Consider the following 22928-nt stretch of genomic DNA (forward strand, 5'->3'; position numbering starts at 1 on the left):
AAAGATGATATTTGAAATCATGTGAAAATACTAACCCTGCGGCGGGGTATTTCCGGCAGGCAGGGCCTGCCGGCGGCGACTTACAGGAAGGATTTGAAAGGCAGATCCGGCTCAATGGTGAAGCAATCGTCGAAACCGCGCGGGTAGTGATATTCGAAATTGTCTTTATCCAGCGGCCAGGTAAATTTGCCGCCGACCTGCCAGATAAACGGCTTGAAGCCGTACTTCAGACGCTCCTTTTTCATCTCCCACAGAACGCGGATCTCCTGCGGATCGGCCTGAAAGTTTGACCAGATATCATGGTGGAACGGGATCACAACTTTGGCGTTGAGCGACTCTGCCATGCGCAGGATATCGGCGCTGGTCATTTTGTCGGTGATCCCGCGCGGGTTCTCGCCATACGAGCCGAGGGCGACGTCAATCCGATGCTCGTTGCCATGCTTCGCGTAGTAGTTGGAGTAGTGGGAATCGCCGCTGTGGTACAGGTTGCCGCCCGGTGTTTTAAACAGGTAGTTGACCGCGCGCTGGTCCATGCCGTCCGGCAGTACGCCAGCGGCTTTTTGGTCCGCCGGGAGGGTGATCAGCGCGGTGCGATCGAACGCATCGAGCGCATGGATCTCAATGTCTTTGATCTTCACGACATCGCCAGGTTTCATGACGATACAGCGCGCTTTCGGCACGCCCCAACCGATCCACAGGTCGACGCAGGTTTTCGGGCCGATAAACGGCACATCGGCCGGGCAGTTCTGCATGACGGCGGCGGCGACGTTGACGTCAATATGATCGTTGTGATCGTGGGTCGCGAGGACCGCGTCAATCTGGCGAATGGCGAACGGATCCAGAACGAACGGCGTGGTGCGCAGGTTCGGCTGTAATTTTTTCACACCTGCCATCCGCTGCATCTGGTGGCCGGTTTTCATCAGCGGATTGCCGTGGCTCTGTTTGCCAGTGCCGCACCAGAAATCGACGCAGACGTTAGCCCCGCCTTCGGATTTTAACCAGATACCGGTACAGCCGAGCCACCACATGGCGAAGGTGCCGGGCGCAACTTGCTCCTGCTCAATCTCTTCATTCAGCCAGCTGCCCCATTCCGGAAAGGTGTTCAGGATCCATGATTCACGGGTGATGGTCTGTACTTTACTCATTGTGCTCTTCCTCGTATTTTCAATAGTAATCAAATTTTGATTGGTTTTGATTTATGTTGTCACTGGATTTTCAAGATTGCAATCTTGTTTTCCATCAATTTTACGAAGAGATGCGCATCACCTCTCAGGGGCTCCAGCATCCATAAAGGTTGTGCTTTGTTTTATCTATATGATTTGAAAATGTTTAATTATGTTTCGGTGCTACTGCTCGGCAATAGTCACAATGAAATAGAGGATTATTGCGGCGCGCGTCACATTTAATCAAATTCAATCTTGTTGTGATTATTTTTGATTATTAGAGTGGGCAGCGAGAAATGCTGAGCGTAAGGCGCGTTCAGCGCCTTCACCATCGGGAGTGTGTTATGGCAATCCTCTACAACATCTTTACCGTTTTCTTTAATCAGGTGATGACCAATGCCCCGCTGCTGCTGGGTATCGTCACCTGTCTGGGCTATATCCTGCTGCGCAAAAGCGTCAGTGTGATTATTAAAGGCACGATCAAAACCATTATCGGCTTCATGCTGTTACAGGCCGGCTCCGGCATCCTCACCAGCACTTTTAAACCGGTGGTGGCGAAAATGTCAGAGGTGTACGGCATCAACGGCGCGATCTCTGACACCTATGCCTCGATGATGGCGACCATCGACCGGATGGGCGAGGCCTATAGCTGGGTGGGCTACGCGGTGCTGCTGGCGCTGGCGCTCAACATCTGTTACGTCCTGCTGCGCCGTCTAACCGGCATCCGCACCATCATGCTGACTGGCCATATCATGTTTCAGCAGGCGGGGCTGATCGCCGTCTCGTTCTTTATCTTTGGTTGCGGAATGTGGACGACCATCATCTGTACCGCCGTGCTGGTCTCCCTGTACTGGGGTATCACCTCCAACATGATGTTCAAGCCGACTCAGCTGGTCACCGACGGCTGCGGCTTCTCCATCGGTCACCAGCAGCAGTTTGCCTCGTGGATTGCCTACAAAGTGGCGCCGTATCTGGGGAAAAAAGAGGAGAGTGTGGAAGACCTCAAGCTGCCAGGCTGGCTCAATATCTTCCACGACAACATCGTTTCCACCGCGATTGTCATGACCATTTTCTTTGGCGCGATCCTGCTTTCCTTTGGTATTGACGTCGTGCAGGCGATGGCGGGGAAAACCCACTGGACGGTCTATATCCTGCAGACCGGTTTCTCCTTCGCGGTGGCCATTTTCATCATTACCCAGGGCGTGCGGATGTTCGTCGCCGAACTGTCCGAAGCCTTCAACGGTATCTCGCAACGCCTGATCCCCGGCGCGGTGCTGGCGATTGACTGCGCCGCGATCTATAGCTTTGCGCCGAATGCGGTGGTGTGGGGCTTTATGTGGGGCACCATCGGCCAGCTGATTGCCGTCGGCATTCTGGTTGGCATCGGCTCTTCAATTCTGATTATTCCGGGCTTTATCCCGATGTTCTTCTCCAACGCGACGATTGGCGTCTTTGCCAACCACTTCGGCGGCTGGCGCGCGGCGCTCAAGATCTGCCTGGTGATGGGCATGGTTGAAATTTTCGGCTGCGTGTGGGCGGTGAAGCTCACCGGTATGAGCGCCTGGATGGGAATGGCGGACTGGTCGATTCTGGCGCCGCCGATGATGCAGGGCTTCGCCTCCATCGGGCTGGCGTTTATGGCCGTCATCATCCTGATTGCTCTCGCTTATATGTTCTTCGCTGGCCGCGCGCTGCGCGCCGAAGAAGACGCGGAAAAACAACTGGCAGAGGCCTCTGCCCAATAAGGAGTTCTGATTATGACCGTACGTATTCTGGCTGTGTGTGGTAACGGGCAAGGCAGTTCTATGATCATGAAAATGAAAGTGGATCAGTTCCTGACGCAATCCAATATCGACCACACGGTGAACAGCTGCGCGGTGGGTGAATACAAAAGCGAACTAAACGGCGCGGATATCATCATCGCTTCAACCCATATCGCGGGGGAGATTACCGTCTCCGGCAATAAACACGTGGTGGGGGTGCGTAATATGCTTTCCCCCGCGGATTTCGGGCCAAAGCTGCTGGAGGTGATTAAAGCTCATTTCCCGCAGGACGTGAAATAAGGAGCGGCCATGAAACTCCATGAATCACTGGCGCAGAATCACTCCATTCGCCTGCAGGCGGAAGCGGAAACCTGGCAGGAGGCGGTGAAAATCGGCGTCGATCTGCTGGTGGCCGCCGACGTGGTGGAACCGCGCTACTACCAGGCAATTCTCGACGGCGTCGCGCAGCACGGCCCCTATTTTGTGATCGCTCCGGGATTAGCCATGCCGCACGGGCGGCCGGAAGAGGGCGTCAAAAAAACCGGCTTTGCGCTGGTCACGCTAAAGAAACCGCTGATTTTCAACCACGAAGATAACGACCCGGTCGACATCCTGATCACCATGGCGGCGGTTGACGCCACCACCCACCAGGAAGTGGGCATCATGCAGATCGTTAACCTGTTTGATGACGAAGCCAATTTCGACCGTTTACGCGCCTGCCGCAGCGAGCAGGAAGTGCTGGATTTAATCAAAAACGCCACCGCGGCGGCTGTTTAAAAGGAACACTATCATGTCATTACCTATGTTACAGGTCGCCCTGGACAACCAAACGCTGGCCAGCGCTTATGAAACAACCCGTCTGATCGCCGAAGAGGTAGATATCATTGAAGTCGGCACTATCCTCTGCGTCGGTGAAGGTGTACGCGCGGTGCGCGATCTGAAAGCGCTGTATCCGCATAAAATCGTGCTGGCGGACGCCAAAATTGCCGATGCCGGCAAGATCCTGTCGCGGATGTGCTTCGAAGCCAACGCCGACTGGGTCACAGTGATCTGCTGCGCCGATATCAACACCGCCAAAGGGGCGCTGGACGTCGCCAAAGAGTTCAACGGCGATGTGCAAATTGAGCTGACCGGCTTCTGGACCTGGGAGCAGGCGCAGGCGTGGCGCGAGGCGGGTATTCAGCAGGTGGTCTATCACCGCAGCCGCGACGCGCAGGCGGCAGGCGTGGCGTGGAGTGAGGCGGATATCAGCGCGATTAAGCGTCTGTCTGATATGGGCTTCAAAGTGACCGTCACCGGCGGGCTGGCGCTGGAAGACCTGCCGCTGTTTGCCGGGATCCCTGTTCACGTCTTTATTGCCGGACGCAGCATCCGCGATGCCGCCTCGCCGGTGGAAGCGGCGCGCCAGTTTAAACGCTCTATCGCCCAGCTGTGGGGTTAAGGAGCGACTATGTTGGCGAAATCCATTCCGCTCGGCATCTATGAAAAAGCGCTCCCCGCCGGGGAGTGCTGGCTGGAGCGGCTAAAGCTTGCAAAAGCGCTGGGCTTTGATTTCGTTGAGATGTCTCTCGATGAAACGGACGCCCGCCTTGCGCGGCTGGACTGGAGCCCGGAGCAGCGTCTGGCGCTGGTCAAGGCGGTGGCTGAAACCGGCGTCCGGGTGCCGTCGATGTGCCTTAGCGCCCATCGCCGTTTTCCGCTGGGTAGTGAAGACGACGCGGTGCGGCATCAGGGGCTGGAGATCATGCGTAAAGCCATCCGCCTGGCGCAGGATGTGGGGATTCGGGTGATCCAGCTGGCAGGCTACGACGTCTATTACCAGCAGGCGAACGATGAGACGCGCCGCCGCTTTCGCGACGGCCTGAAACAGAGCGTCGAGATGGCCAGCCGAGCCCAGGTAACCCTGGCGATGGAGATCATGGACTACCCGCTGATGAACTCGATCAGTAAAGCGCTGGGCTATGCCCATTACCTGAATAATCCGTGGTTCCAGCTTTACCCGGATATCGGCAATCTGTCGGCGTGGGATAACGACGTCCAGATGGAGCTGAAGGCGGGGAGCGGGCATATCGTGGCGGTACACGTCAAAGACACGAAGCCCGGCGTCTTTAAAAACGTGCCGTTCGGCGAAGGGGTGGTCGATTTTGAACGCTGCTTCGAAACGCTCAAGCAGACCGGCTACTGCGGCCCGTACCTGATTGAGATGTGGAGCGAAACCAGCGCTGACCCGCTGGCGGAGGTGGCGAAGGCACGTGACTGGGTGAAGGCGCGGATGGCCCGCGCGGGCCTGATGGAGGCGGCATAATGCAACAGCTGAAACAGCAGGTGTTCGAGGCCAATATGGATCTGCCGCGCTACGGCCTGGTGACCTTTACCTGGGGTAACGTTAGCGCCATTGATCGGCAGCGTGGGCTGGTGGTGATTAAGCCCAGCGGCATCGCCTACGAGTCAATGACCGTCGATGACATGTCGGTGGTTGATCTGCAGGGGCACGTGGTGGAAGGGCGCTGGCGTCCCTCCTCTGATACCGCCACCCATCTGGCGCTCTATCGCCGTTATCCCGACCTTGGCGGGGTGGTGCATACCCATTCGACGCACGCCACCGCCTGGGCGCAGGCGGGGCTGGCGATCCCGGCGCTCGGCACCACCCATGCGGACTACTTCTTCGGCGATATTCCCTGCACCCGGGCGCTTAGCGCACAGGAGGTGGACGAGGCCTACGAGCTGAACACCGGGCAGGTGATTATCGAAACGCTGGGTGAGGCCAATCCGCTGCATACGCCGGGGATCGTCGTCTATCAGCACGGGCCATTTGCCTGGGGCAAAGACGCCCACGAGGCGGTACACAACGCGGTGGTGATGGAAGAGGTGGCGCGCATGGCGTGGATTGCCCGCGGCATTAATCCGCAGTTGCAGCCCATCGATAGCTGGCTGATGAATAAGCATTTTCAGCGTAAGCATGGGCCAAACGCCTACTATGGGCAAAAGTAGATAGCGCGCTCCGGGGCTTTCACCCCTCACGGTGAAGCAACTGGTCTGGCCCCGGAGCCGTTTTTAATCCTGACGATAGGCCGACGGCATCACGCGCATGCCGATGAGCGTGACCACGCAAATTATCGCCCCGGCGTAAAACGTCGAGGCGGCGCCGAAGGTTTCCCACAGTACCCCCGCGCCGGTGCTGGCCAGCAGCAGAGCCAGGCCACTCATCAGATTAAACATACCGAACGCCGTGCCGCGTAGCTCCGGTGGCGCCGTATGGGCGACCATCGCCGCCAGCAGGCCCTGGGTCATTCCCATATGAATCCCCCACAGCGCGACGCCGATCAGCAGCGTGCTCCAGTGGCCGCTGAGCGCCAGCACGATATCGGCGAGGATCAGCACCAGCAGCCCCCACTGCAGCAGTTTGCTGTGGCTCATGCTGTCTGAGAGTTTACCGAACGGGTAAGCCGTGAGGCTGTAGACCAGGTTCATCGCCACCATCACCAGCGGGATGGTATAGAGCGGGATCTCCATCTGCTGGGCGCGCAGCACCAGAAAGGCTTCGCTGAAGCGGGCGAGGGTGAAAATGCTGCCGATCGCGACCACCCACCAGTAGGCGGCGGAGAGCTTTTTCAGGTTTTCGCGCTTCAGCGGATTGCTGCGTTTGTGCGCGATGGCGGATTTTGGCTCCTGTAGGCCGAATCCGAGCAGGAGAATGGAGAGCACGGCGGGAATGACCGCCACCCAGAAAATAGCGTGAAAATCGTTGGCCCAGATAAACATCAGCAGCACCGCCAGCAGCGGGCCGAGAAAGGCGCCGACGGTATCCAGCGCCTGGCGTAGTCCGTAGGCGGCGCCGCGGATCTCCGGCGGGGTGACATCGGCGACCAGCGCATCGCGCGGCGCGCCGCGAATACCTTTGCCTACGCGGTCAATCATGCGGGCGCTAAACACCACCCCGGCGGTAGGGGCGATGGCAAACAGCGGCTTACTGAGCGCGCCCAGGCCGTAGCCCAGCAGCGCCAGTCCTTTACGCTTGCCGACATAGTCGCTGATTGCGCCGGAGAAGACCTTCAGGATCAGGGCGGTGGCTTCCGCCAGTCCCTCGATAAGACCGATAATTATCACGCTGGCGCCGAGGGTAGTGGCCATAAACAGCGGTAAGAGGCTATGGATCATCTCGGAGGAGACATCCATCAGCAGGCTGACGCCGCCGAGTACCCAAACGCCTTTGGGGATACGGCCTAAGGTGGCGAAACGCGGAACCATCAATCACTCCTGATTATCAAATGGCGAGTGGCTGATTAAATCAGGTTGCGATGACGCTGGTAAGTCGGTTTGTAAAATAATTCTCAATTGCGTTTGGGCGCAGACCTCGCTTCGCCCCTCGCGAGGAGAGGCGAAGAATCGGACAGGCGTTAGCGGTATATCACCGCGCTGGCGCGAAGCGGGCCGTTGGTTTCTGGTTCGTGCATCAGGATAGGCTGAAAGTATTTCGCCCCCTGCGCATCGCTCATCTGGCTAAGGGCCTGTTCGGCCTCGTGCTCAGTGGCCATATTGTGATTGATATAGATAACGCCGAGGCTCTGCACGTCGTCCATGTTGCGGGCCTGACGTTCGGTGATTTGGATAGCTGCCAGCGCGTTGGCGCTGAAGAAAAGCGCAGCCATCATGGCGATGATTTTCAGTTTCATATACTACGCTCCTGACTGACAGTCCTGACGCTGACTCGGGGTTCTCCTGTGGTCGTTGGGCTTTGATATAAGTGTAATCGCTGCGCGTTCATCGCATGGCGACCTTTTCTGATGCAGTTGTTCAAAAAAATGCCGCTTCCTTTATTGGTTAATTTTAAATCACCCACTTAGCCCAGCTTGGCGCTTAGTGCGAATTATTTGTGCAAATGCGCTTGTGTTCCTGAGGGGCCGCCATTAGAATGACGCGTCAATTTTTCAGCCGCCCTTTAACACGTTCCTTGCCTCCATGGGCCGCGGCTGACCCAGACAGGAGGCTGAATAATCCGTAAGGAGCAATTCGATGCGTCATTACGAAATCGTTTTTATGGTCCATCCTGACCAGAGCGAACAGGTTCCGGGCATGATCGAACGTTACACTGGTGCAATTACTGCAGCAGCAGGTACGATCCACCGTCTGGAAGACTGGGGCCGCCGTCAGCTGGCTTATCCGATCAACAAACTGCACAAAGCTCACTACGTTCTGATGAACGTTGAAGCGCCGCAGGAAGCGATCGATGAGCTGGAAACTAACTTCCGCTTCAACGACGCCGTTATCCGCAGCATGGTAATGCGTACTAAGCACGCTGTTACCGAAGCATCTCCGATGGTTAAAGCGAAAGACGAGCGCCGTGAGCGTCGCGAAGATTTCGCCAACGAAACCGCAGATGATTCTGAAGCTGGGGATTCTGAAGAGTAATCCTGATGACCAACCGTCTGGAGCTGTCCGGCATTATTTGCAGGACTCCACTTCGTAAGGTCAGCCCGTCAGGAATTCCTCACTGCCAGTTCGTGCTTGAGCATCGTTCAGTGCAGGAGGAAGCCGGTTTTCACCGGCAGGCATGGTGTCAGATGCCCGTTATTATTAGCGGTCATGAGAACCAGGCCATTACTCACAGTATAACGGTCGGTAGCGCAGTAACCGTTCGAGGGTTCATCTCTTGCCATAAGGCAAAGAACGGCTTGAGCAAAATGGTTCTGCATGCCGAGCAGATTGAATTGATAGATTCTGGAGACTAGCCATATGGCACGTTATTTCCGTCGTCGCAAGTTCTGCCGTTTCACCGCGGAAGGCGTTCAAGAGATCGACTATAAAGATATCGCTACGCTGAAAAACTACATCACCGAAAGCGGTAAGATTGTCCCGAGCCGTATCACCGGTACCCGTGCAAAATACCAGCGTCAGCTGGCTCGCGCTATCAAACGCGCTCGCTACCTGTCCCTGCTGCCGTACACTGATCGTCATCAGTAATCGGTCACGGTCCATTAATACGACTTTGAGAGGATAAGGTAATGCAAGTTATTCTGCTTGATAAAGTAGCAAACCTGGGTAGCCTGGGTGATCAGGTTAACGTTAAAGCGGGCTACGCTCGTAACTTCCTGGTCCCGCAGGGTAAAGCTGTTCCTGCTACCAAGAAAAACGTTGAATTCTTCGAAGCACGTCGTGCTGAACTGGAAGCCAAACTGGCTGACGTTCTGGCAGCAGCTGAAGCTCGTGCTGAGCAGATCAACGCCCTGGAATCCGTAACCATCGCGTCTAAAGCTGGCGACGAAGGTAAACTGTTCGGTTCCATCGGTACTCGCGACATCGCTGACGCTGTTACTGCAGCAGGCGTTAAAGTTGCTAAGAGCGAAGTTCGCCTGCCGAACGGCGTTCTGCGTAACGTTGGCGAGCACGAAGTGAACTTCCAGGTTCACAGCGAAGTATTCGCTAAAGTTATCATCAACGTGGTTGCTGAGTAATCGGCCTCTGACGTTCTGGTAACAACAAATCGCCGGCCTTGTGCCGGCGTTTTGCTTTTTAGCGCCTTTCATTGTTATTCTGTTTTTTCTTACCCTGTTCCGGGGAATCATTCAACACGTATAGAGCAAGAAGTCGCAGCAGACAGCGCTGTGGTAACCCCTGTTCAGATGAAAGTCTGTATCAGGAGATGATGTATGGCTCTGGCGTGTTTCGTCCCGGCATGGCGCCGGAACGATTTACGTCAGGTGGTGAGTATTGGCTCTCTGACGGCGCGCTGCGGATCGATAACCGTTAGCCAGATAATAGCCGCCGCAATAAGGTCGAGAATACTGAGCGCAATAAAGAAGGGCGTGTAGCCAATCTGATGCACCAGCAGCCCCATCACCATGGTGAAGAGCAGCTGTCCCAGCCAGGCGGCAGAGCCTGCCATACCGCTGACGGTAGCAACCTGGTTCTTTTTAAACAGATCGGAAGCTAAGGTCATCGCCATGGTCGACAGCATCTGATGGGCAAAACCGCCAAGGCTAATCAATGCGATGGCAAAGTAGACGTTTCCCACAAAGCCGACGGCGGACAACGAGGTCATCAGTAGCGCGCCAATCGTAAAACCTATCCGTCGGGAATTGACCGTCGTGACGTTAAATTTTGTGATTAGCAGATTAGAAAGCACGCCTCCCGCCACGCAGCCGATATCCGCTGCCAGGAAGGGGAGCCAGGCAAACATCGCGATTTCTTTTAATGGCAGGTGGCGGACCTGGATTAAATATAACGGCAACCAGAAACTCAAAGTTCCCCAGACGGGATCCGACAGAAAGCGGGTCATGGCAATGCCCCAGAAATTACGCTGTTTTAGCAGCGCTCTCAGCGGTGGACGTTTATCGCCATCAGACTGTAATTCCTTTTCCTGACCGGCGGCAATATATTGCTTTTCTTCTTCGGATATCCATTTATGTTTTTCTGGTGGGCGATATAAAAACAGCCATAAAAAGGCAAAGATAAGTCCGAATGAACCTGTGAAAATAAAGGCGAACTGCCAGTGCATATAGATAATCGCCCATACCACAATCGGTGGCGCCAGCATCGCGCCGAGGGATGTCCCAATATTGAATAAACCGCCGGCGATGCCGCGCTCTTTCGAAGGAAACCATTCCGATGTGGCTTTGATACCCGCCGGGATCGCGGCTGATTCACTCAGGCCAAGCAGACCGCGGCAGAACGCCAATGACTGCCAGTTAATCGCCAGCGCATGCGCCATGTTAGCGAATGACCAGGCGAGGGCAAAAATAAAGAAACCAATACGTAAACCAATCGAGTCTAAAATATATCCGCAGACCGATTGCGCTAAGGTATAGGCCATCTGGAATGACATTATGACCCATGAATATTGCTGTTCAGTAATATGTAACTCAGTAAATAATGTCGATGCAGCGACGCTAAGAGAACTTCTTGCCAGATAGTTAATGGCAGTGCCCAGCGCGACCAAACCGATTATCCACCATCGGAGTCCTTTTATTTTCATATTAGTCACCTTAACAGGTAGGGTACAAGAAAGATTAAATACTTTATAAGTTACTGCTTGCGGTATATTTCTCCACAGAGAAAATCAGGCCAGTTCTTTTCAAAATAATTACCTTTTAAATCCGGTAATTTTCTTAATGATTGTTGCTGGAAAATAAATTTATTTTCCCGATACTGAATGGTGAGCTTCGTCTTTTTGTCGGCCTGTTGTTCTGGCCGAAAACGCCATTGCGCCAAGGGGCCGTGGCGGGTTAACGGCAGGCAGTCACCTTGCGGGTCAAGAATAATTCGCGCGCCCCGGCTTCCGCCGCCTGCGGCGACATACTCCTCCAGCATGGTCAGGATAGCCGCCGAGGCCAGCGTCAGTTGACGCCACATGAAAAGCCCCGGGATCTCAGCCAGGTGCTGAATTGAGAGGGCGTCATGGGCGAGGCTTGCCAGCAGCTGCCGGGCCTCCTGCGCGGCCGGGCAGATGGTGTCCACATGACAGATAAATCCGGCGTAATCAGACATCCGCGCCTGTATTTCCTCTCTCAGACTTGATAACGAGCGCCCTGAGGCGTTATCCAACGCCTGTTGGATCACCGCGTTAATCTGCTTGAGGGGGCCGGTAGCGAGCGCTTCCACCGCGTCGCTTTCCCCTCGCCAGCCCGCTTCGGCGATATAGCGCGCCAGACGCACGGCAAAGACCTGTCCGGCGTTCAACGCGGCCCCGCCGGGGCGGGTCACGCCGTGCGTACCGGCCACTTCGCCGACCGCAAAGCAGCCGGGCAGCGAAGTCTGTCCCCAGATATCGACCTCAATACCGCCATTCATATGCTGATTATTCATGGCAAACTGCAGCGGCGCCTGGGTGAGATCGTGGCCATGCATGCTGTACAGGCCGATGGATAAGGGATTCATCCGCTGCAGGCGTTCGATGGGCAGCGCGGCCAGCGCGTCGTTGTTCTCCAGATAGGCGCGAACGTCGTTGTCGAGCCGGTCGAGCGAGAAAGGCAGGTCGCCCGGTACCGGCTGCGGGTTGCGCAGAAAATCCATATAGATTTTGCGGCCCAATTGCTGCTCGTGCGCGACGGCCATATCCAGCAGACTGGAGCCAAAGTCCAGCACTCTGGTGGCATGGAATGGCCACTGGTATCCCTTGCGAAAGATGTTCGACGCCAGCTCCTGGGTGGTACGGTAGTAGTCAGCCAGAAAGTTATGTTCGTTACCTTCGTTATCCACGGAGTAGATATATGGGATCACTTGCACATAGGTGCCGGATAAATTCCACGGAAAAGCGCTGCGCGGCGTACCGATGCCGAACTGGCTTTCCGTCAGATTAGCGAGCGTGATCCCTTCTTCCAGCGCCAGTCCCAGCGAGCCAAAACATTTATGTGGGTAAACGCTGTCGCGATACAGCTCCCCCGGGCCGCCGGTAGCCAGGACGACATTCGGCGCGGTGACAATCGCCAGGCCGGATGTATTCCAGGCCCGTGAACCGGTCGCCAGAATTGCGCCAGCCACACGGTCAACGCCAGAGGCATCGCGCTGGTGCAGCAGCTTAATGATGGTTGCGCTGGTTAACAGCGGGATCCCCAGTCGTTTCACCTCACCGAGCAGTACCTTCACCATCAGACGCGAGGTACGCGGCCCGCAGGAGGTGGCCCGACCGGCCTCGTCGTGGTCCGTCTGGTAACGCAGAATGGCGCCGTAGCGATCTTCCGGCAGCTCCAGACCGAGATATTGTAATCCCCCCAATGTATGTAACGAGCCGACGGCTTCCACATAGGCAGTATCGAGATCCATCGCTCCGCCGCTGGCTAACGCCTCCGCCAGCGCAACGAAGTTATCGCCATTGCCCGCGGTGGCTGCGGTGAACAACGTCTGCTTATCCGAACCGGAGCAGGCGGAGGTGCCCATATAGAGGCCCGCCGTCGCCAGCAGGACGTTTTGCTGGCGACGCTGAAGCTCCACCGCCGCGCGCAGCCCGGACGCACCGCTGCCGACGACCAGCGCATCGGCCCGCCAGACGGGATAGGTCACGTTATCAATGGTCACTACCGAGGAGGGCTCTGCCTGGGCGAAGCCTTTCGGAAAAGCAACGTGCGTCAGCGCATCAAGGATGGCGTCACTCACCTGGCTCATGCTTCCTCCATTGGCGTAAACAGGTTGCTGTCCATCAGACGCGGGTGCCTGATAATCGGCCGGAACGCCATATACGGCAGAATATCGCGCTCAATGTTGACCCCAGGGGCGACTTCGGTAAGCTCCACACCTTCAGCCGTTAGCTGGAATACTGCGCGTTCGGTGATATACAGCACTTCCTGTCCGCTCTTACGGGCGTAATCGGCACTAAAGGTGATCTTTTCCACGTTGGCGACCAGCTTGGGAATTTGCCCGGACTGCGCGATATGCAGGCCGTCTGGAGTAACGTCAATTTTGCTGCCTTTGGCGTCGAAAGTGCCGCAGAACACTACCTTGCGGGCGTTCTGAGCGATCTCCAGAAAGCCGCCGGGGCCAATCAGATTGCCGTTGATGTGGGAGACATTGACGTTGCCGCACTGATCCATCTCGCCCATGCCGAGGAAGGTGATGTCGATCCCACCGCCGCTGTAGAATTCAAACTGATCCAGTGAAGGAAGAATGGCGTCGGCGTTGCGTGCGCAACCGAATAACGCATCGTCCAGCATCATGCCGTTATGGACGCCTTGCTCCACGCTGAGCCATAAACTCTGGTACGGTACGCCTTCGCGCAGCGCGATGCCGGGGATGCCGCCGGGAATACCAAAGCCGAAGTTGGTGGACGCGCCGGCAACCAGTTCGCGGGCCGCGCGGCGGGCGATCAGGCGGCGTACCGGATGGCAGACCAGCTCAATGGCGTCGCTGGAGCAGAGGCGGCGGTGTTGGCCGCTGATGGTCAGGTCGTAGCCGCCGAGATAGGTCTGCGGCTGTTCGCGATATTCCACAATGCCGTCTACCAGGATCCCCGGCAGGGTGACGTTACGCGGGGCAATTGCGCCCGCTTCCAGCACGTCGCGCACCTGAACAAAGACCTTGCCGCCGCTGTTATGCGCTGCCAGCGCCATCGAGTAGCTATCCATGTTGATGGCTTCTTCTTCGAGGCTGATGTTGCCGCGCGCGTCGGCATAGGTCCCGCGCACAATGGCGTAATCGACGGCAAACGGGCGATAGCGCAGTTTGGTTTCGCCATCGATCTCGATAAGCTCCACCAGATCTTCGCGGGTGATGGCATTGGATTTGCCGCCGTCGTGACGCGGGTCAACGAACGAGCCGAGGCCAACGTGGGTGATAAGCCCCGGACGTCCGGCGCCGATCTCGCGCAGCAGCGCCTGGATGACCCCGCCGGGGAAGCAATAGGCTTCAATCTCTTCGTTCTTCACCAGCGCCTGCATCTTGGGCGACCAGGTAAAATGGCCGGCAATCACCCGTTTCAACATTTTCGCGTGAGCGAAACGGTTCGAGCCTTTGCCGTCGCGATCGCCGATACCCAGGGAATGCACCAGCGTCAGATCGCAGGGATGGCCGGTTTCCAGAAAGCGTTTTTCGATCGCCGCCAGCAGATAATCGGCCTCCACCATGCCGCCGCCGTTACCGCTGATAGCGATCGTCGCGCCATCCTCAATCTGGGCGGCCAGCGCGTCAGCCGTTGTCATTTTATTCATCGTTTATTCCTTACTGGTTGCGGAAGGTCACGTTGCCTTTTTCCGCGAACGCGCGCGTTGCCTGCTGGCAGTCCTCGGTGGCGGACATCAATCCGGCCAGCAGCTGGTGCGGATAATCCGCATGTTTATTCTCGAGGGCCAGAATGAGCTGTTTAATATGCGCCAGCGCCACCGGGCCACATTTCTCCACGGTAGTGAGCTGATTTGCCATCCAGCTCTCCACCTGCGCTTTTTCGACCACCTCGTTAATTAAGCCTGCCGCCTGTGCCTGCTGGGCGGTAAGGCGTTTGCCGAGCATCAGCATCTGGCGGCCCACCGTGGGGCCCACCTGGTTAAGCACGCGTTCAATGCCCATCCAGCCGGGGATCATGCCGAGCGTCACTTCCGGTGTGGAGAACTTGGCCGCCGGGCTCGCGATGCGAATATCGCAGCACAGCGCCAGTTCGATGCCGCCGCCGATGGTATGGCCGTTAATATTGGCGACGGTCAGCTGTGGCAGATTGCGCAGGCGGGAAAAAACTTCGTTACCGCGTTTAATCCACTTTCTGCCCATATCCAGCGGCGAGTAAGCGGACCAGGATTTAATATCGCCGCCTGCGCAGAAGAATTTGTCGCCGGTGGCGGTTAATTCCACCAGCCGTAATGTGGTGTCATTTTCTATTTCGCTTAAATAACGATCGAGTAATTCGATCATCTCTTCATTAATCGCGTGACATTTATCTTCGCGGTTCAGCGTCAGGCGGCAGGAAGCCGCCGTTCTGCTGAACAGAACGGGGTAAGCATTCATGGTTAATCCTTAGCAATAATGCGCGATGCGATCGACGCTAATATCCAGGGTGCTAGTAATGCCTTTTTGCCACCAGTTATGCGGCGAGAATATTTCTAATTCCACCGCTCCGTTGAAACCAGCGCTTTCCACCAGACGGCGAATCGAGGGGATATTTATCACGCCATCGCCCGGCATGCCGCGGTCGTTGACCAGGTCGGTCGTGGGCACCAGCCAGTCGGAAACGTGAAACGCCAGAATCCGTTTTCCCGCCCGCTGGATCTGGCTGGCGAGATCGGGGTCCCACCAGACGTGGTAAACATCCACCGCGACGCCGAGACCATATTCACCGTCGGGGTCAAGTTCATCACACCAGTCCAGCGCCTGGCGCAGCGTACACAGACAGGAACGATCGGCGGCGGTCATGGGATGCAACGGCTCCAGGGCAATAGGCACCCCGACCTCCCGGGAGTGCGGCAGCAGCTGACGGATACCGTGTTTCACCTGCTCACGCGCGTCATACAGATCTTTGCTGCCCTGCGGCAACCCGCCGACCACCTGCATATAGCAGGCGGCGTTGAGCGTCGCGGCATCGTCCAGCGCCCGGCGGTTTTCGTCTATTGCGCGCTTACGTTCTGCCAGCGTAGGGGCGGTGTAATAGGTGCTGCGACAATATCCCGATACGGCCATATGATTCGCCGCCAGCTGGCGGGCAATCGCCGATACGTTCTCGCCGTCCAGCTCCCTTCTCCAGGGGGCGATGGCGCCAATGCCGCGAGCCGCACAGGCATCAATAATGGCGGGGAGCGGCGTTTTATAGCCAAGCGTCGCGGTATTGATGCTGAACAGATCGGGGCGCTGTAACAGATTTCTCATTTTCGGGCCTCAGAAGCGCGGCATGCTCAGGCCGCCGTCGATGGCAACCGCCTGGCCGCAGGTGTAGATCAGCTTGCCTTCCGCCATGGCGCGCACGGTAGAGGCGATATCCGCCGGAAAGCCCCAGCGACCCCATGGCACCAGGCCTTTGGCGATCAGTTCGTCATAGTAGGCGGTAGCCGGGATCGTCATTTCCGTTTTGATAAGACCTGGACGGATTTCATATACGCCGATCTGCTCTTCGCACAGACGGGCGGCGAACAGGCGGGCGGCCGCGGACACCGCGGTTTTGGCAATGGTGTATTCCCCGCGGTTCATCGCCAGCATGATGGCGTTGATGGAGCTGACAAAAATAATCGAGCGATGCGGTAATTCGTGTTCCGGTTTAGGCTGCGCCAGCAGGCGTTTGCTGAACGACTGCGCGAGGAAGAAGGGCGCGCGGGTGTTGATGGTAATATTTTCATCAAAACTGTCCGGCTGCAGATCAAGAATATCGCCGCGTTTTTTCACCGAGATCCCGGCGTTATTGAGCAGGCAATCCAGACGCCCCCACTGATTTTGCGCAGCATCGAGCATCTCTTCATGCAGGGACAGATCGCCGATATCGGCAGGGAAACAGATCACCTCAGCGCCTTCGGCAATGCATTCCTGCTGGGTTGCCTTGAGCTTTTGCATACTTTCCGCATCGGGGCGGTCGTTAATCAGCAGATTGAACCCGCCGCGGGCCAGCTCAAGCGCGCAACCTTTACCAATACCGCGAGCCGCACCGGTGATAACGGCAACTGGATTATTTGTTTTCATCGTAAACCTCATCTTGTTTATGGTTTTTGTGTGGTGGCTAACAAGATGCGGTTAGATGATTTAAAGATCAACCATCTGGTTGGTTGATCTGTGATGCCGATCACCGGTAACTTTATAACTTAATGAAAAACAAGTGTTTTTGCTTTTTACTGAAGCATCGACTAAATCGGGTTATGATAGGCATAGCGAAGGGACGATGGGGACGCGGCATGTATATTGATACCAGCAACGCGCAAAATCTGAAGGAAAAACTCCTTCTCAGCGCGGTAAATGAATTCGCAGAATATGGCTATGAAGGCGCCAGGGTAGATAATATCGTCAAGGCGGCGGATTGCAGTAAACAGACGGTCTATCACCACTTCGGTAATAAAGAGAATTTATTTATTGAAGTGCTCGAATATACCTGGAACGATATCCGCCAGAAAGAAAAATCACTGGATGTTTCAGGTTTATCTCCAGCGCAGGCGATTGAGAAGATTATTGATTTTACCTGGGATTATTATATCGATAATCCGTGGTTTTTAAAAATCGTGCATAATGAAAACCAGAGTAAAGGCATCCATTACCAGAAATCAAAGCGTCTGCCTGAAATTAACCATTCGCACCTTGAACTGATGGCCTCATTGCTGGATGAAGGAAAGAAATTAAATATTTTCAAACCGGATATTGACCCGTTGCAGGTGAATATTAATATTGCTGCGCTTGGTGGGTATTATTTAATTAATCAACACACGCTGGGACTGGTTTATCACATCAGTATGGTATCGCCACAGGCATTAGAAGCCAGACGCCAGGTCATCAAAGAGACGATCCTGAGCTGGCTGCTAATTGATAAGACTGCGATTTGAGAAGGTCACTATCGCGCACGGACGAAGCTGCCGTTCGACTGGCGGGTAAACAGCACCTGCTGGCCGTTGCCGGTATCGATAGTGAGGCCGGTGACTACGCCGTTGGCGTTCTGCCGAATTTGCACCGTCTGTCCGCTCTGCAACGTGCTTAATGGTTTGCCAGCGCCTTCAACCTGCGCCATGGCGTAGACGTCAGTGGCCGGCAGCCCATGATCGCGGAACAGCTGGGCCAGGGTTTTGCCTGACTCGATGCGATAGGTCCGCCACTGCTGCTCAATGCCCGGTGCGGACTGCTGCTGCGAGGATTGATACGGTTGGGAAGCAGGCTGCTGCGTCTGCGCCTGATCTGGCTGCTCGTCCTGAATCGGCTCCGGGGCGACCGGCGCCATCTGATCGGCATCGCTCACGGTCGGCGTATTGGTGATCGGCGGGAGCGGAACGGCCTGATTGCCGCCAGCTTGCGGCTGGGACTGCGACTGAAGATTCAGGTTCGCTTCGCGGCTGTTTGTCGCCGGGCTTTGGCTATCGTCGGAAGGAAGAAGGATACCGATAATGACCAACAGGAAGCCTGCGATGATACCCCGGCGGTGCATCGGGGGCAGCGGGTCCAGGAGGCGAAAATCATCCGGAGCGTGCCAGATTTTCGCCAGAATAGATGTCAGTTCAACGCGCCCGGGCATGGCTTTCCTCCTGCTCCGCATATTTTTATCCTGCCTATGAGTATAGATGGCTAACGTCCTGATGACCGGAACAAAGTAAAGTTAACCTGCTGCCGCCTATTGTTTCTGTTTCGCTGAGATTTGTCATCATCCGCCGACAAAGTTTTACCCATTTCGCTATGGCTGTTATGCTTTCGCACGCTTTTATCTTGATGTTTATCACCCAAAAAGGAACAACGATGGCAACCCCAACTTTTGACACTATCGAAGCGCAGGCAAGTTACGGTATCGGCTTGCAGGTTGGACAACAGCTGAGCGAATCCGGCCTGCAGGGGCTGCTGCCGGAAGCGCTGGTGGCGGGTATCGCCGATGCGCTGGAAGGTAACCAGCCGCAGGTGCCGGTGGAAGCCGTTCACCGCGCGCTGCGTGAAATCCACGAGCGTGCTGACGCTGTGCGTCGCGAGCGTTTTCAGGCCATGGCCGCTGACGGCCAAAAATACCTTGATGAAAACCGCGAGAAAGAGGGTGTGAACAGCACCGAGTCTGGTCTGCAGTTCCGCGTACTGACCCAGGGCGAAGGCCCGATCCCGGCGCGTACTGACCGCGTTCGCGTGCACTACACTGGCAAACTGATCGACGGCACCGTCTTCGACAGCTCCGTTGCTCGCGGTGAACCGGCTGAATTCCCGGTGACCGGCGTGATCGGCGGCTGGATTGAAGCGCTGACTCTGATGCCGGTAGGTTCCAAATGGGAACTGACGATCCCGCACAACCTCGCCTACGGTGAGCGCGGCGCTGGCGCATCGATTCCTCCGTTCAGCACCCTGATCTTCGAAGTTGAACTGCTGGACATTATCTAAACAGCAGCGGCTTCCTCTTCCCCGCGGCAGGGGAAGCCATAAAAAAAGCGTAAAATCCTTAAGTTAAAAATTAATTGGAATTATGTTTTGCATTCATCACTTATGGGTGTATTTTTGTGAGCTATTTCGCGTTAGATGAGTGATATAACACTCACTTTAAACATAAAATTAACATTATATCTAAATCATAGTATTCATCCCTCCGATTCTTACCTAATATCGACTAGCCCTTGCTGGGGTTAATGACAGACGACGGGCCATCAGAGCCTGAACAACACAGACAGGTACAACAGGAAGAAATCACATGGTAGATCAGGTTAAAGTCGCTGCTGTCGAGCAGGAGCCGACTGAACAATCGCTACGGCGAAATCTCACAAACCGACATATTCAGCTGATCGCGATTGGCGGAGCGATCGGCACCGGGTTATTTATGGGTTCTGGCAAAACCATCAGCCTTTCCGGACCATCCATTATCTTTGTTTATATGATTATCGGTTTTATGCTGTTTTTCGTGATGCGTGCCATGGGCGAATTACTGCTGTCGAACCTCGAATATAAATCCTTTAGCGACTTCGCGGCCGATCTGCTGGGGCCGTGGGCGGGCTACTTTACCGGCTGGACCTACTGGTTCTGCTGGGTAGTGACCGGGATGGCGGACGTTGTCGCCATCACCGCCTACGCGCAGTTCTGGTTTCCCGGACTCTCCGACTGGGTCGCCTCGCTGGCGGTGATCCTGCTGCTGCTGGGCCTGAACCTGGCCACCGTCAAGATGTTTGGCGAAATGGAGTTCTGGTTCGCGATGATCAAAATTGTCGCCATCGTGGCGCTGATCGTGGTCGGCCTGGTAATGGTGATGATGCATTTCAAATCGCCGACCGGGGTCGAAGCCTCTTTTGCCCACCTGTGGAATGACGGCGGCTGGTTCCCGAAAGGGCTGAGCGGCTTCTTCGCCGGCTTCCAGATTGCGGTGTTTGCCTTCGTGGGGATTGAGCTGGTGGGTACCACCGCCGCCGAAACCAAAGACCCGGAAAAATCCCTGCCACGGGCGATTAACTCCATCCCGCTGCGTATCATTATGTTCTACGTCTTCGCGCTGATTGTGATTATGTCGGTGACGCCGTGGAGCTCCGTGGTGCCGAGCAAGAGCCCGTTCGTTGAGCTGTTCGTGCTGGTCGGCCTGCCGGCGGCGGCGAGCCTGATTAACTTTGTGGTGTTGACCTCCGCGGCCTCCTCGGCCAACAGCGGCGTGTTCTCTACCAGCCGTATGCTGTTCGGTCTGGCGCAGGATGGTCAGGCGCCGAAGATGTTCGCCAAGCTGTCGAAGCGTGCGGTGCCGGCGAAGGGCTTAACCTTCTCCTGCATGTGCCTGCTGGGCGGGGTGGTGATGCTGATGGTCAACCCGAGCGTGATTGCTGCGTTCACCATGATCACCACGGTGTCGGCGATCCTGTTTATGTTCGTCTGGACCATCATCCTTTGCTCTTACCTGGCGTATCGTAAAAACCGCCCTCAGCTGCATGAAAAATCGAGCTACAAGATGCCGTTGGGTAAAGTGATGTGCTGGGTGTGCATGGCCTTCTTCGTCTTTGTGCTGGTGCTGTTGACCCTGGAAGACGATACCCGTGAAGCGCTGATGGTCACCCCGCTGTGGTTTGTGCTGCTGGGCGCGGGCTGGCTGTTTGCCGGCAAAAAACGGCTGGCGAAATAAACGAAAATTTTAACGTTGCTTGCAACGGCCCGTCATAAAAAAGGCCACCCGGAGTGGCCAAATAAGACGGACAATGTCGAGGGCGCCTGCGGGCGCCTTTTTTTACTTCCCGCCGAGGGCGCGCGGAAACAGTACGTTATTTTCCAGACTGATGTGCTCCATCAGATCGTCAATCATCGCGTTGATACCGTTATACATCGCCTTCCAGGTGGTGCAGGCTTCCGGCGGCGGCGTCACGTTATGGGTGATGTGCTTAATGACTTCCAGCAGTTCGCCCGCTTCATCATGCTCGCTTTCCATCACGCTGATCGGGCCTCCGGCCTGGGCGCCCATTCCCTGTTTGATCATCGGGAACAGGATCTGTTCCTCTTTCATCATGTGGCTGGAGAGTTCCTGATGCAGCATGGTCAGGTATTTGGTCAGCCCTTTTGGCACGTTCGGTTTATCGGCATGCACACGTTCAACCTTGGTGGCCTGCAGGATCAGCTCCGGCAGCTGTTCACGGTGCCGCTCGTGATAGCGAACAATAATATGGTCGATAATCTCCGCGAGGGGCGCCGCGCGCCAGTCGCGGGAGAGAGGCTGCTCGGCCAGTTTCGCCAGCTCGGCTTCAATCACCGCGACATCCAGCGCTTTGCGCGACGCGGCGCGCGCCAGGGTCTGTTTGCCGCCGCAGCAGTAATCCATATCGTATTGACGGAACAGGGCGGAGGCGCGCGGGATGGTCAACGCCAGCTCGCCTAAAGGTTGGTCACGGAAAGCCATAGCAGTTACCTCGTCATCAGGAATATAAGATGTATTTTAAATGCATCTTTTTGGCGAGGGAATACCCCTTAAGGAGGCGAGGCTACTTTTTTTCGTCCGCCAGCGGCTGCAGCATCGGTTTTTCCGGTCTGGCGCGTACGGCGGAGACCACGCCGAGCACCAGCAGCAGGATGCCGCTCAGGGTCAGCAGCGGCGGTAAGCTTTGCCGCAGCAGGAAGGTATACAGCAGTCCGGCCAGGGTTTCGAAGACGATAAGCGGGCCGAGGATCACCGTCGGCAGCCGCTGGCTGGCAATATTCCAGCATAGCGCGCCGACCCATGAGCAGAGCACCGCGATGGCCAGCATCAGCATAATAAACACCGCCGGACGCGGGCCGAAGGGCAGGGGAAACCCGGCCTGCTGACCGTGCAGCCAGGCGCAGGCGGCGAGATAGCCGGCCAGCGAAACCGGAAGCGTCACCAGCGCCTGAGCGGTAGCCCACATCATTGGCGGTTGATGCGGGTTCTCCCGCAGCCAGCGGGCGTTGCGCAGGGCATACCAGGCCCAGCAGACCACCGATCCCAGCGCCAGCGCAATGCCGGAGCCGTAGCGCCACGGGCTAAAATTCGGCAGCCCCTGACGCAGCTCCGCGACGTTAACGCAGATCAGGCCCACGGCGATGCAGATTAGCGCCGGAAACAGGCGCCGCCACGGCAGCTTCCCGTCGCGCTGGCTGTAGAGCAGATTGGCGAACACCGGCAGTACCACCGGCAGCGTGCCGATAATCATGGTGGAGACCGGCGCCCCGGTGCGCTGAATGGCGCTGGCCAGGCAGACGTAATAGATAAGGTTCCCCATCATTGTCAGGCCCAGCGCGGTCCACCAGTCGTGCCGGCTCAACTGGCGCAGTCGCGCGCGCCCGAGCCACGCCAGCGGCAGGGCGATCAGGCCCAGCGCCAGATAGCGTCCCATCGACTGCAGCATCGCCGGATACTCTGGCACCAGCAAAGGCCCGACGAAAATTAAACCCCACATCAGCCCCGCCAGCAGGGCGTATAACACACCACTAATCATCATTGCATCCGTTGTCATTACCGTTGTCT

At 56.4% G+C, this 22928-nt stretch carries 25 protein-coding genes; 13 read left to right on the forward strand and 12 right to left on the reverse strand.

Translation table 11 applies throughout. From position 1 onward, the window contains the following. Positions 1–80: 80 nt before the first annotated feature. Positions 81–1145 carry an L-ascorbate 6-phosphate lactonase gene (gene ulaG / locus HMPREF3140_RS18210; protein WP_023280767.1) on the reverse strand — a complete coding sequence of 355 codons (1065 nt, stop codon included), beginning with the start codon at positions 1143–1145 and terminating at the stop codon, positions 81–83. A gap of 362 nt (positions 1146–1507) precedes the next feature. Between ulaG and ulaA the strand changes: the two genes are divergently transcribed. The 6 genes from ulaA to HMPREF3140_RS18240 are packed head-to-tail and all read left to right on the forward strand — an operon-like array spanning position 1508 to position 5917. Continuing rightward, a complete protein-coding gene (gene ulaA, locus HMPREF3140_RS18215; protein ID WP_016946098.1) occupies positions 1508–2908 on the forward strand; it encodes a PTS ascorbate transporter subunit IIC in 1401 nt (466 codons plus the stop codon). Between the two features lie 12 nt (positions 2909–2920). Then, positions 2921–3226, forward strand: coding sequence for a PTS ascorbate transporter subunit IIB (gene ulaB, locus HMPREF3140_RS18220; protein WP_002885682.1), 306 nt, complete (start codon positions 2921–2923; stop codon positions 3224–3226). A gap of 9 nt (positions 3227–3235) precedes the next feature. Further along, positions 3236–3703, forward strand: coding sequence for a PTS ascorbate transporter subunit IIA (gene ulaC, locus HMPREF3140_RS18225; protein WP_002885683.1), 468 nt, complete (start codon positions 3236–3238; stop codon positions 3701–3703). A 13-nt stretch (positions 3704–3716) separates the two neighbouring features. Beyond that, the gene (gene ulaD, locus HMPREF3140_RS18230) at positions 3717–4367 is read left to right on the forward strand and encodes a 3-keto-L-gulonate-6-phosphate decarboxylase UlaD (RefSeq protein ID WP_002885684.1); all 651 of its coding nucleotides are present in this window, start codon (positions 3717–3719) and stop codon (positions 4365–4367) included. A 9-nt stretch (positions 4368–4376) separates the two neighbouring features. Continuing rightward, entirely contained in the window at positions 4377–5231 is an 855-nt protein-coding gene (locus tag HMPREF3140_RS18235; RefSeq protein ID WP_002885686.1) for an L-ribulose-5-phosphate 3-epimerase, read from the forward strand. Beyond that, positions 5231–5917, forward strand: coding sequence for an L-ribulose-5-phosphate 4-epimerase (locus tag HMPREF3140_RS18240; protein ID WP_002885687.1), 687 nt, complete (start codon positions 5231–5233; stop codon positions 5915–5917). The genes HMPREF3140_RS18235 and HMPREF3140_RS18240 overlap by 1 nt, the downstream gene beginning before the upstream one ends. A 63-nt stretch (positions 5918–5980) precedes the next feature. Here the strand turns inward: HMPREF3140_RS18240 and HMPREF3140_RS18245 are convergent, their stop codons facing one another. Beyond that, positions 5981–7174 carry an MFS transporter gene (locus HMPREF3140_RS18245; protein ID WP_004177693.1) on the reverse strand — a complete coding sequence of 398 codons (1194 nt, stop codon included), beginning with the start codon at positions 7172–7174 and terminating at the stop codon, positions 5981–5983. Between the two features lie 149 nt (positions 7175–7323). Then, positions 7324–7599, reverse strand: a complete 276-nt coding sequence (locus HMPREF3140_RS18250) for a YdgH/BhsA/McbA family protein (protein WP_002885689.1) — start codon at positions 7597–7599, stop codon at positions 7324–7326. Positions 7600–7939: 340 nt separating this feature from the next. Here HMPREF3140_RS18250 and rpsF point away from each other — a divergent pair, with 340 nt between their 5' ends. The 4 genes from rpsF to rplI are packed head-to-tail and all read left to right on the forward strand — an operon-like array spanning position 7940 to position 9378. Then, positions 7940–8335 carry a 30S ribosomal protein S6 gene (gene rpsF / locus HMPREF3140_RS18255; RefSeq protein ID WP_002885691.1) on the forward strand — a complete coding sequence of 132 codons (396 nt, stop codon included), beginning with the start codon at positions 7940–7942 and terminating at the stop codon, positions 8333–8335. Positions 8336–8340: 5 nt separating this feature from the next. Further along, on the forward strand, positions 8341–8655 hold the full coding sequence (priB, locus tag HMPREF3140_RS18260; RefSeq protein ID WP_002885722.1) for a primosomal replication protein N: 315 nt from the start codon (positions 8341–8343) through the stop codon (positions 8653–8655). A gap of 4 nt (positions 8656–8659) precedes the next feature. Next, positions 8660–8887 carry a 30S ribosomal protein S18 gene (gene rpsR, locus HMPREF3140_RS18265; RefSeq protein WP_000135199.1) on the forward strand — a complete coding sequence of 76 codons (228 nt, stop codon included), beginning with the start codon at positions 8660–8662 and terminating at the stop codon, positions 8885–8887. 41 nt (positions 8888–8928) lie between these two features. Beyond that, positions 8929–9378 carry a 50S ribosomal protein L9 gene (rplI, locus tag HMPREF3140_RS18270; RefSeq protein ID WP_002886682.1) on the forward strand — a complete coding sequence of 150 codons (450 nt, stop codon included), beginning with the start codon at positions 8929–8931 and terminating at the stop codon, positions 9376–9378. A gap of 242 nt (positions 9379–9620) precedes the next feature. Here the strand turns inward: rplI and HMPREF3140_RS18275 are convergent, their stop codons facing one another. Genes HMPREF3140_RS18275 through HMPREF3140_RS18300 form a run of 6 tightly spaced genes read right to left on the reverse strand, consistent with a single transcriptional unit; the run spans position 9621 to position 17005 of the window. After that, positions 9621–10898, reverse strand: coding sequence for an MFS transporter (locus HMPREF3140_RS18275; RefSeq protein WP_032412812.1), 1278 nt, complete (start codon positions 10896–10898; stop codon positions 9621–9623). 50 nt (positions 10899–10948) lie between these two features. After that, positions 10949–13024, reverse strand: coding sequence for an FAD-dependent oxidoreductase (locus tag HMPREF3140_RS18280; protein ID WP_070553055.1), 2076 nt, complete (start codon positions 13022–13024; stop codon positions 10949–10951). After that, complete coding sequence (locus HMPREF3140_RS18285; protein ID WP_032412818.1) at positions 13021–14562, reverse strand: acyl CoA:acetate/3-ketoacid CoA transferase; 1542 nt, start codon at positions 14560–14562, stop codon at positions 13021–13023. Before HMPREF3140_RS18285 ends, HMPREF3140_RS18280 begins: the two co-directional genes overlap by 4 nt. 10 nt (positions 14563–14572) lie before the next feature. After that, entirely contained in the window at positions 14573–15349 is a 777-nt protein-coding gene (locus tag HMPREF3140_RS18290) for an enoyl-CoA hydratase/isomerase family protein (RefSeq protein ID WP_032412820.1), read from the reverse strand. Positions 15350–15358: 9 nt separating this feature from the next. Next, positions 15359–16204: a sugar phosphate isomerase/epimerase family protein gene (locus tag HMPREF3140_RS18295; RefSeq protein ID WP_032412823.1), complete on the reverse strand. Its 846-nt coding sequence runs from the start codon at positions 16202–16204 to the stop codon at positions 15359–15361. A gap of 9 nt (positions 16205–16213) precedes the next feature. Next, positions 16214–17005 carry a 3-ketoacyl-ACP reductase gene (locus HMPREF3140_RS18300; protein WP_032412825.1) on the reverse strand — a complete coding sequence of 264 codons (792 nt, stop codon included), beginning with the start codon at positions 17003–17005 and terminating at the stop codon, positions 16214–16216. Between the two features lie 209 nt (positions 17006–17214). On the opposite strand from HMPREF3140_RS18300, the gene HMPREF3140_RS18305 reads away from it, so the two are divergent. Then, positions 17215–17853 (forward strand): TetR/AcrR family transcriptional regulator, encoded by a 639-nt coding sequence (locus HMPREF3140_RS18305; RefSeq protein WP_032412828.1) that lies wholly within the window; start codon positions 17215–17217, stop codon positions 17851–17853. 8 nt (positions 17854–17861) lie between these two features. On the opposite strand, the gene HMPREF3140_RS18310 is transcribed toward HMPREF3140_RS18305, so the two are convergent. Further along, positions 17862–18533: a LysM-like peptidoglycan-binding domain-containing protein gene (locus tag HMPREF3140_RS18310; RefSeq protein WP_032412832.1), complete on the reverse strand. Its 672-nt coding sequence runs from the start codon at positions 18531–18533 to the stop codon at positions 17862–17864. Positions 18534–18751: 218 nt separating this feature from the next. On the opposite strand from HMPREF3140_RS18310, the gene fklB reads away from it, so the two are divergent. Further along, complete coding sequence (fklB, locus tag HMPREF3140_RS18315) at positions 18752–19372, forward strand: FKBP-type peptidyl-prolyl cis-trans isomerase (protein ID WP_002886687.1); 621 nt, start codon at positions 18752–18754, stop codon at positions 19370–19372. Positions 19373–19676: 304 nt separating this feature from the next. After that, positions 19677–21080: a D-serine/D-alanine/glycine transporter gene (gene cycA, locus HMPREF3140_RS18320; protein ID WP_070553056.1), complete on the forward strand. Its 1404-nt coding sequence runs from the start codon at positions 19677–19679 to the stop codon at positions 21078–21080. A 102-nt stretch (positions 21081–21182) separates the two neighbouring features. Here the strand turns inward: cycA and ytfE are convergent, their stop codons facing one another. Both ytfE and HMPREF3140_RS18330 read right to left on the reverse strand, forming a co-directional pair. Then, positions 21183–21845, reverse strand: coding sequence for an iron-sulfur cluster repair protein YtfE (gene ytfE, locus HMPREF3140_RS18325; protein WP_032412834.1), 663 nt, complete (start codon positions 21843–21845; stop codon positions 21183–21185). An 82-nt stretch (positions 21846–21927) separates the two neighbouring features. Then, positions 21928–22899, reverse strand: coding sequence for a DMT family transporter (locus tag HMPREF3140_RS18330; RefSeq protein ID WP_023284503.1), 972 nt, complete (start codon positions 22897–22899; stop codon positions 21928–21930). Positions 22900–22928: the final 29 nt, after the last annotated feature.

Source organism: Klebsiella sp. HMSC16A12, from assembly GCF_001808265.1.
GTDB classification, from domain to species: domain Bacteria; phylum Pseudomonadota; class Gammaproteobacteria; order Enterobacterales; family Enterobacteriaceae; genus Klebsiella; species Klebsiella pneumoniae.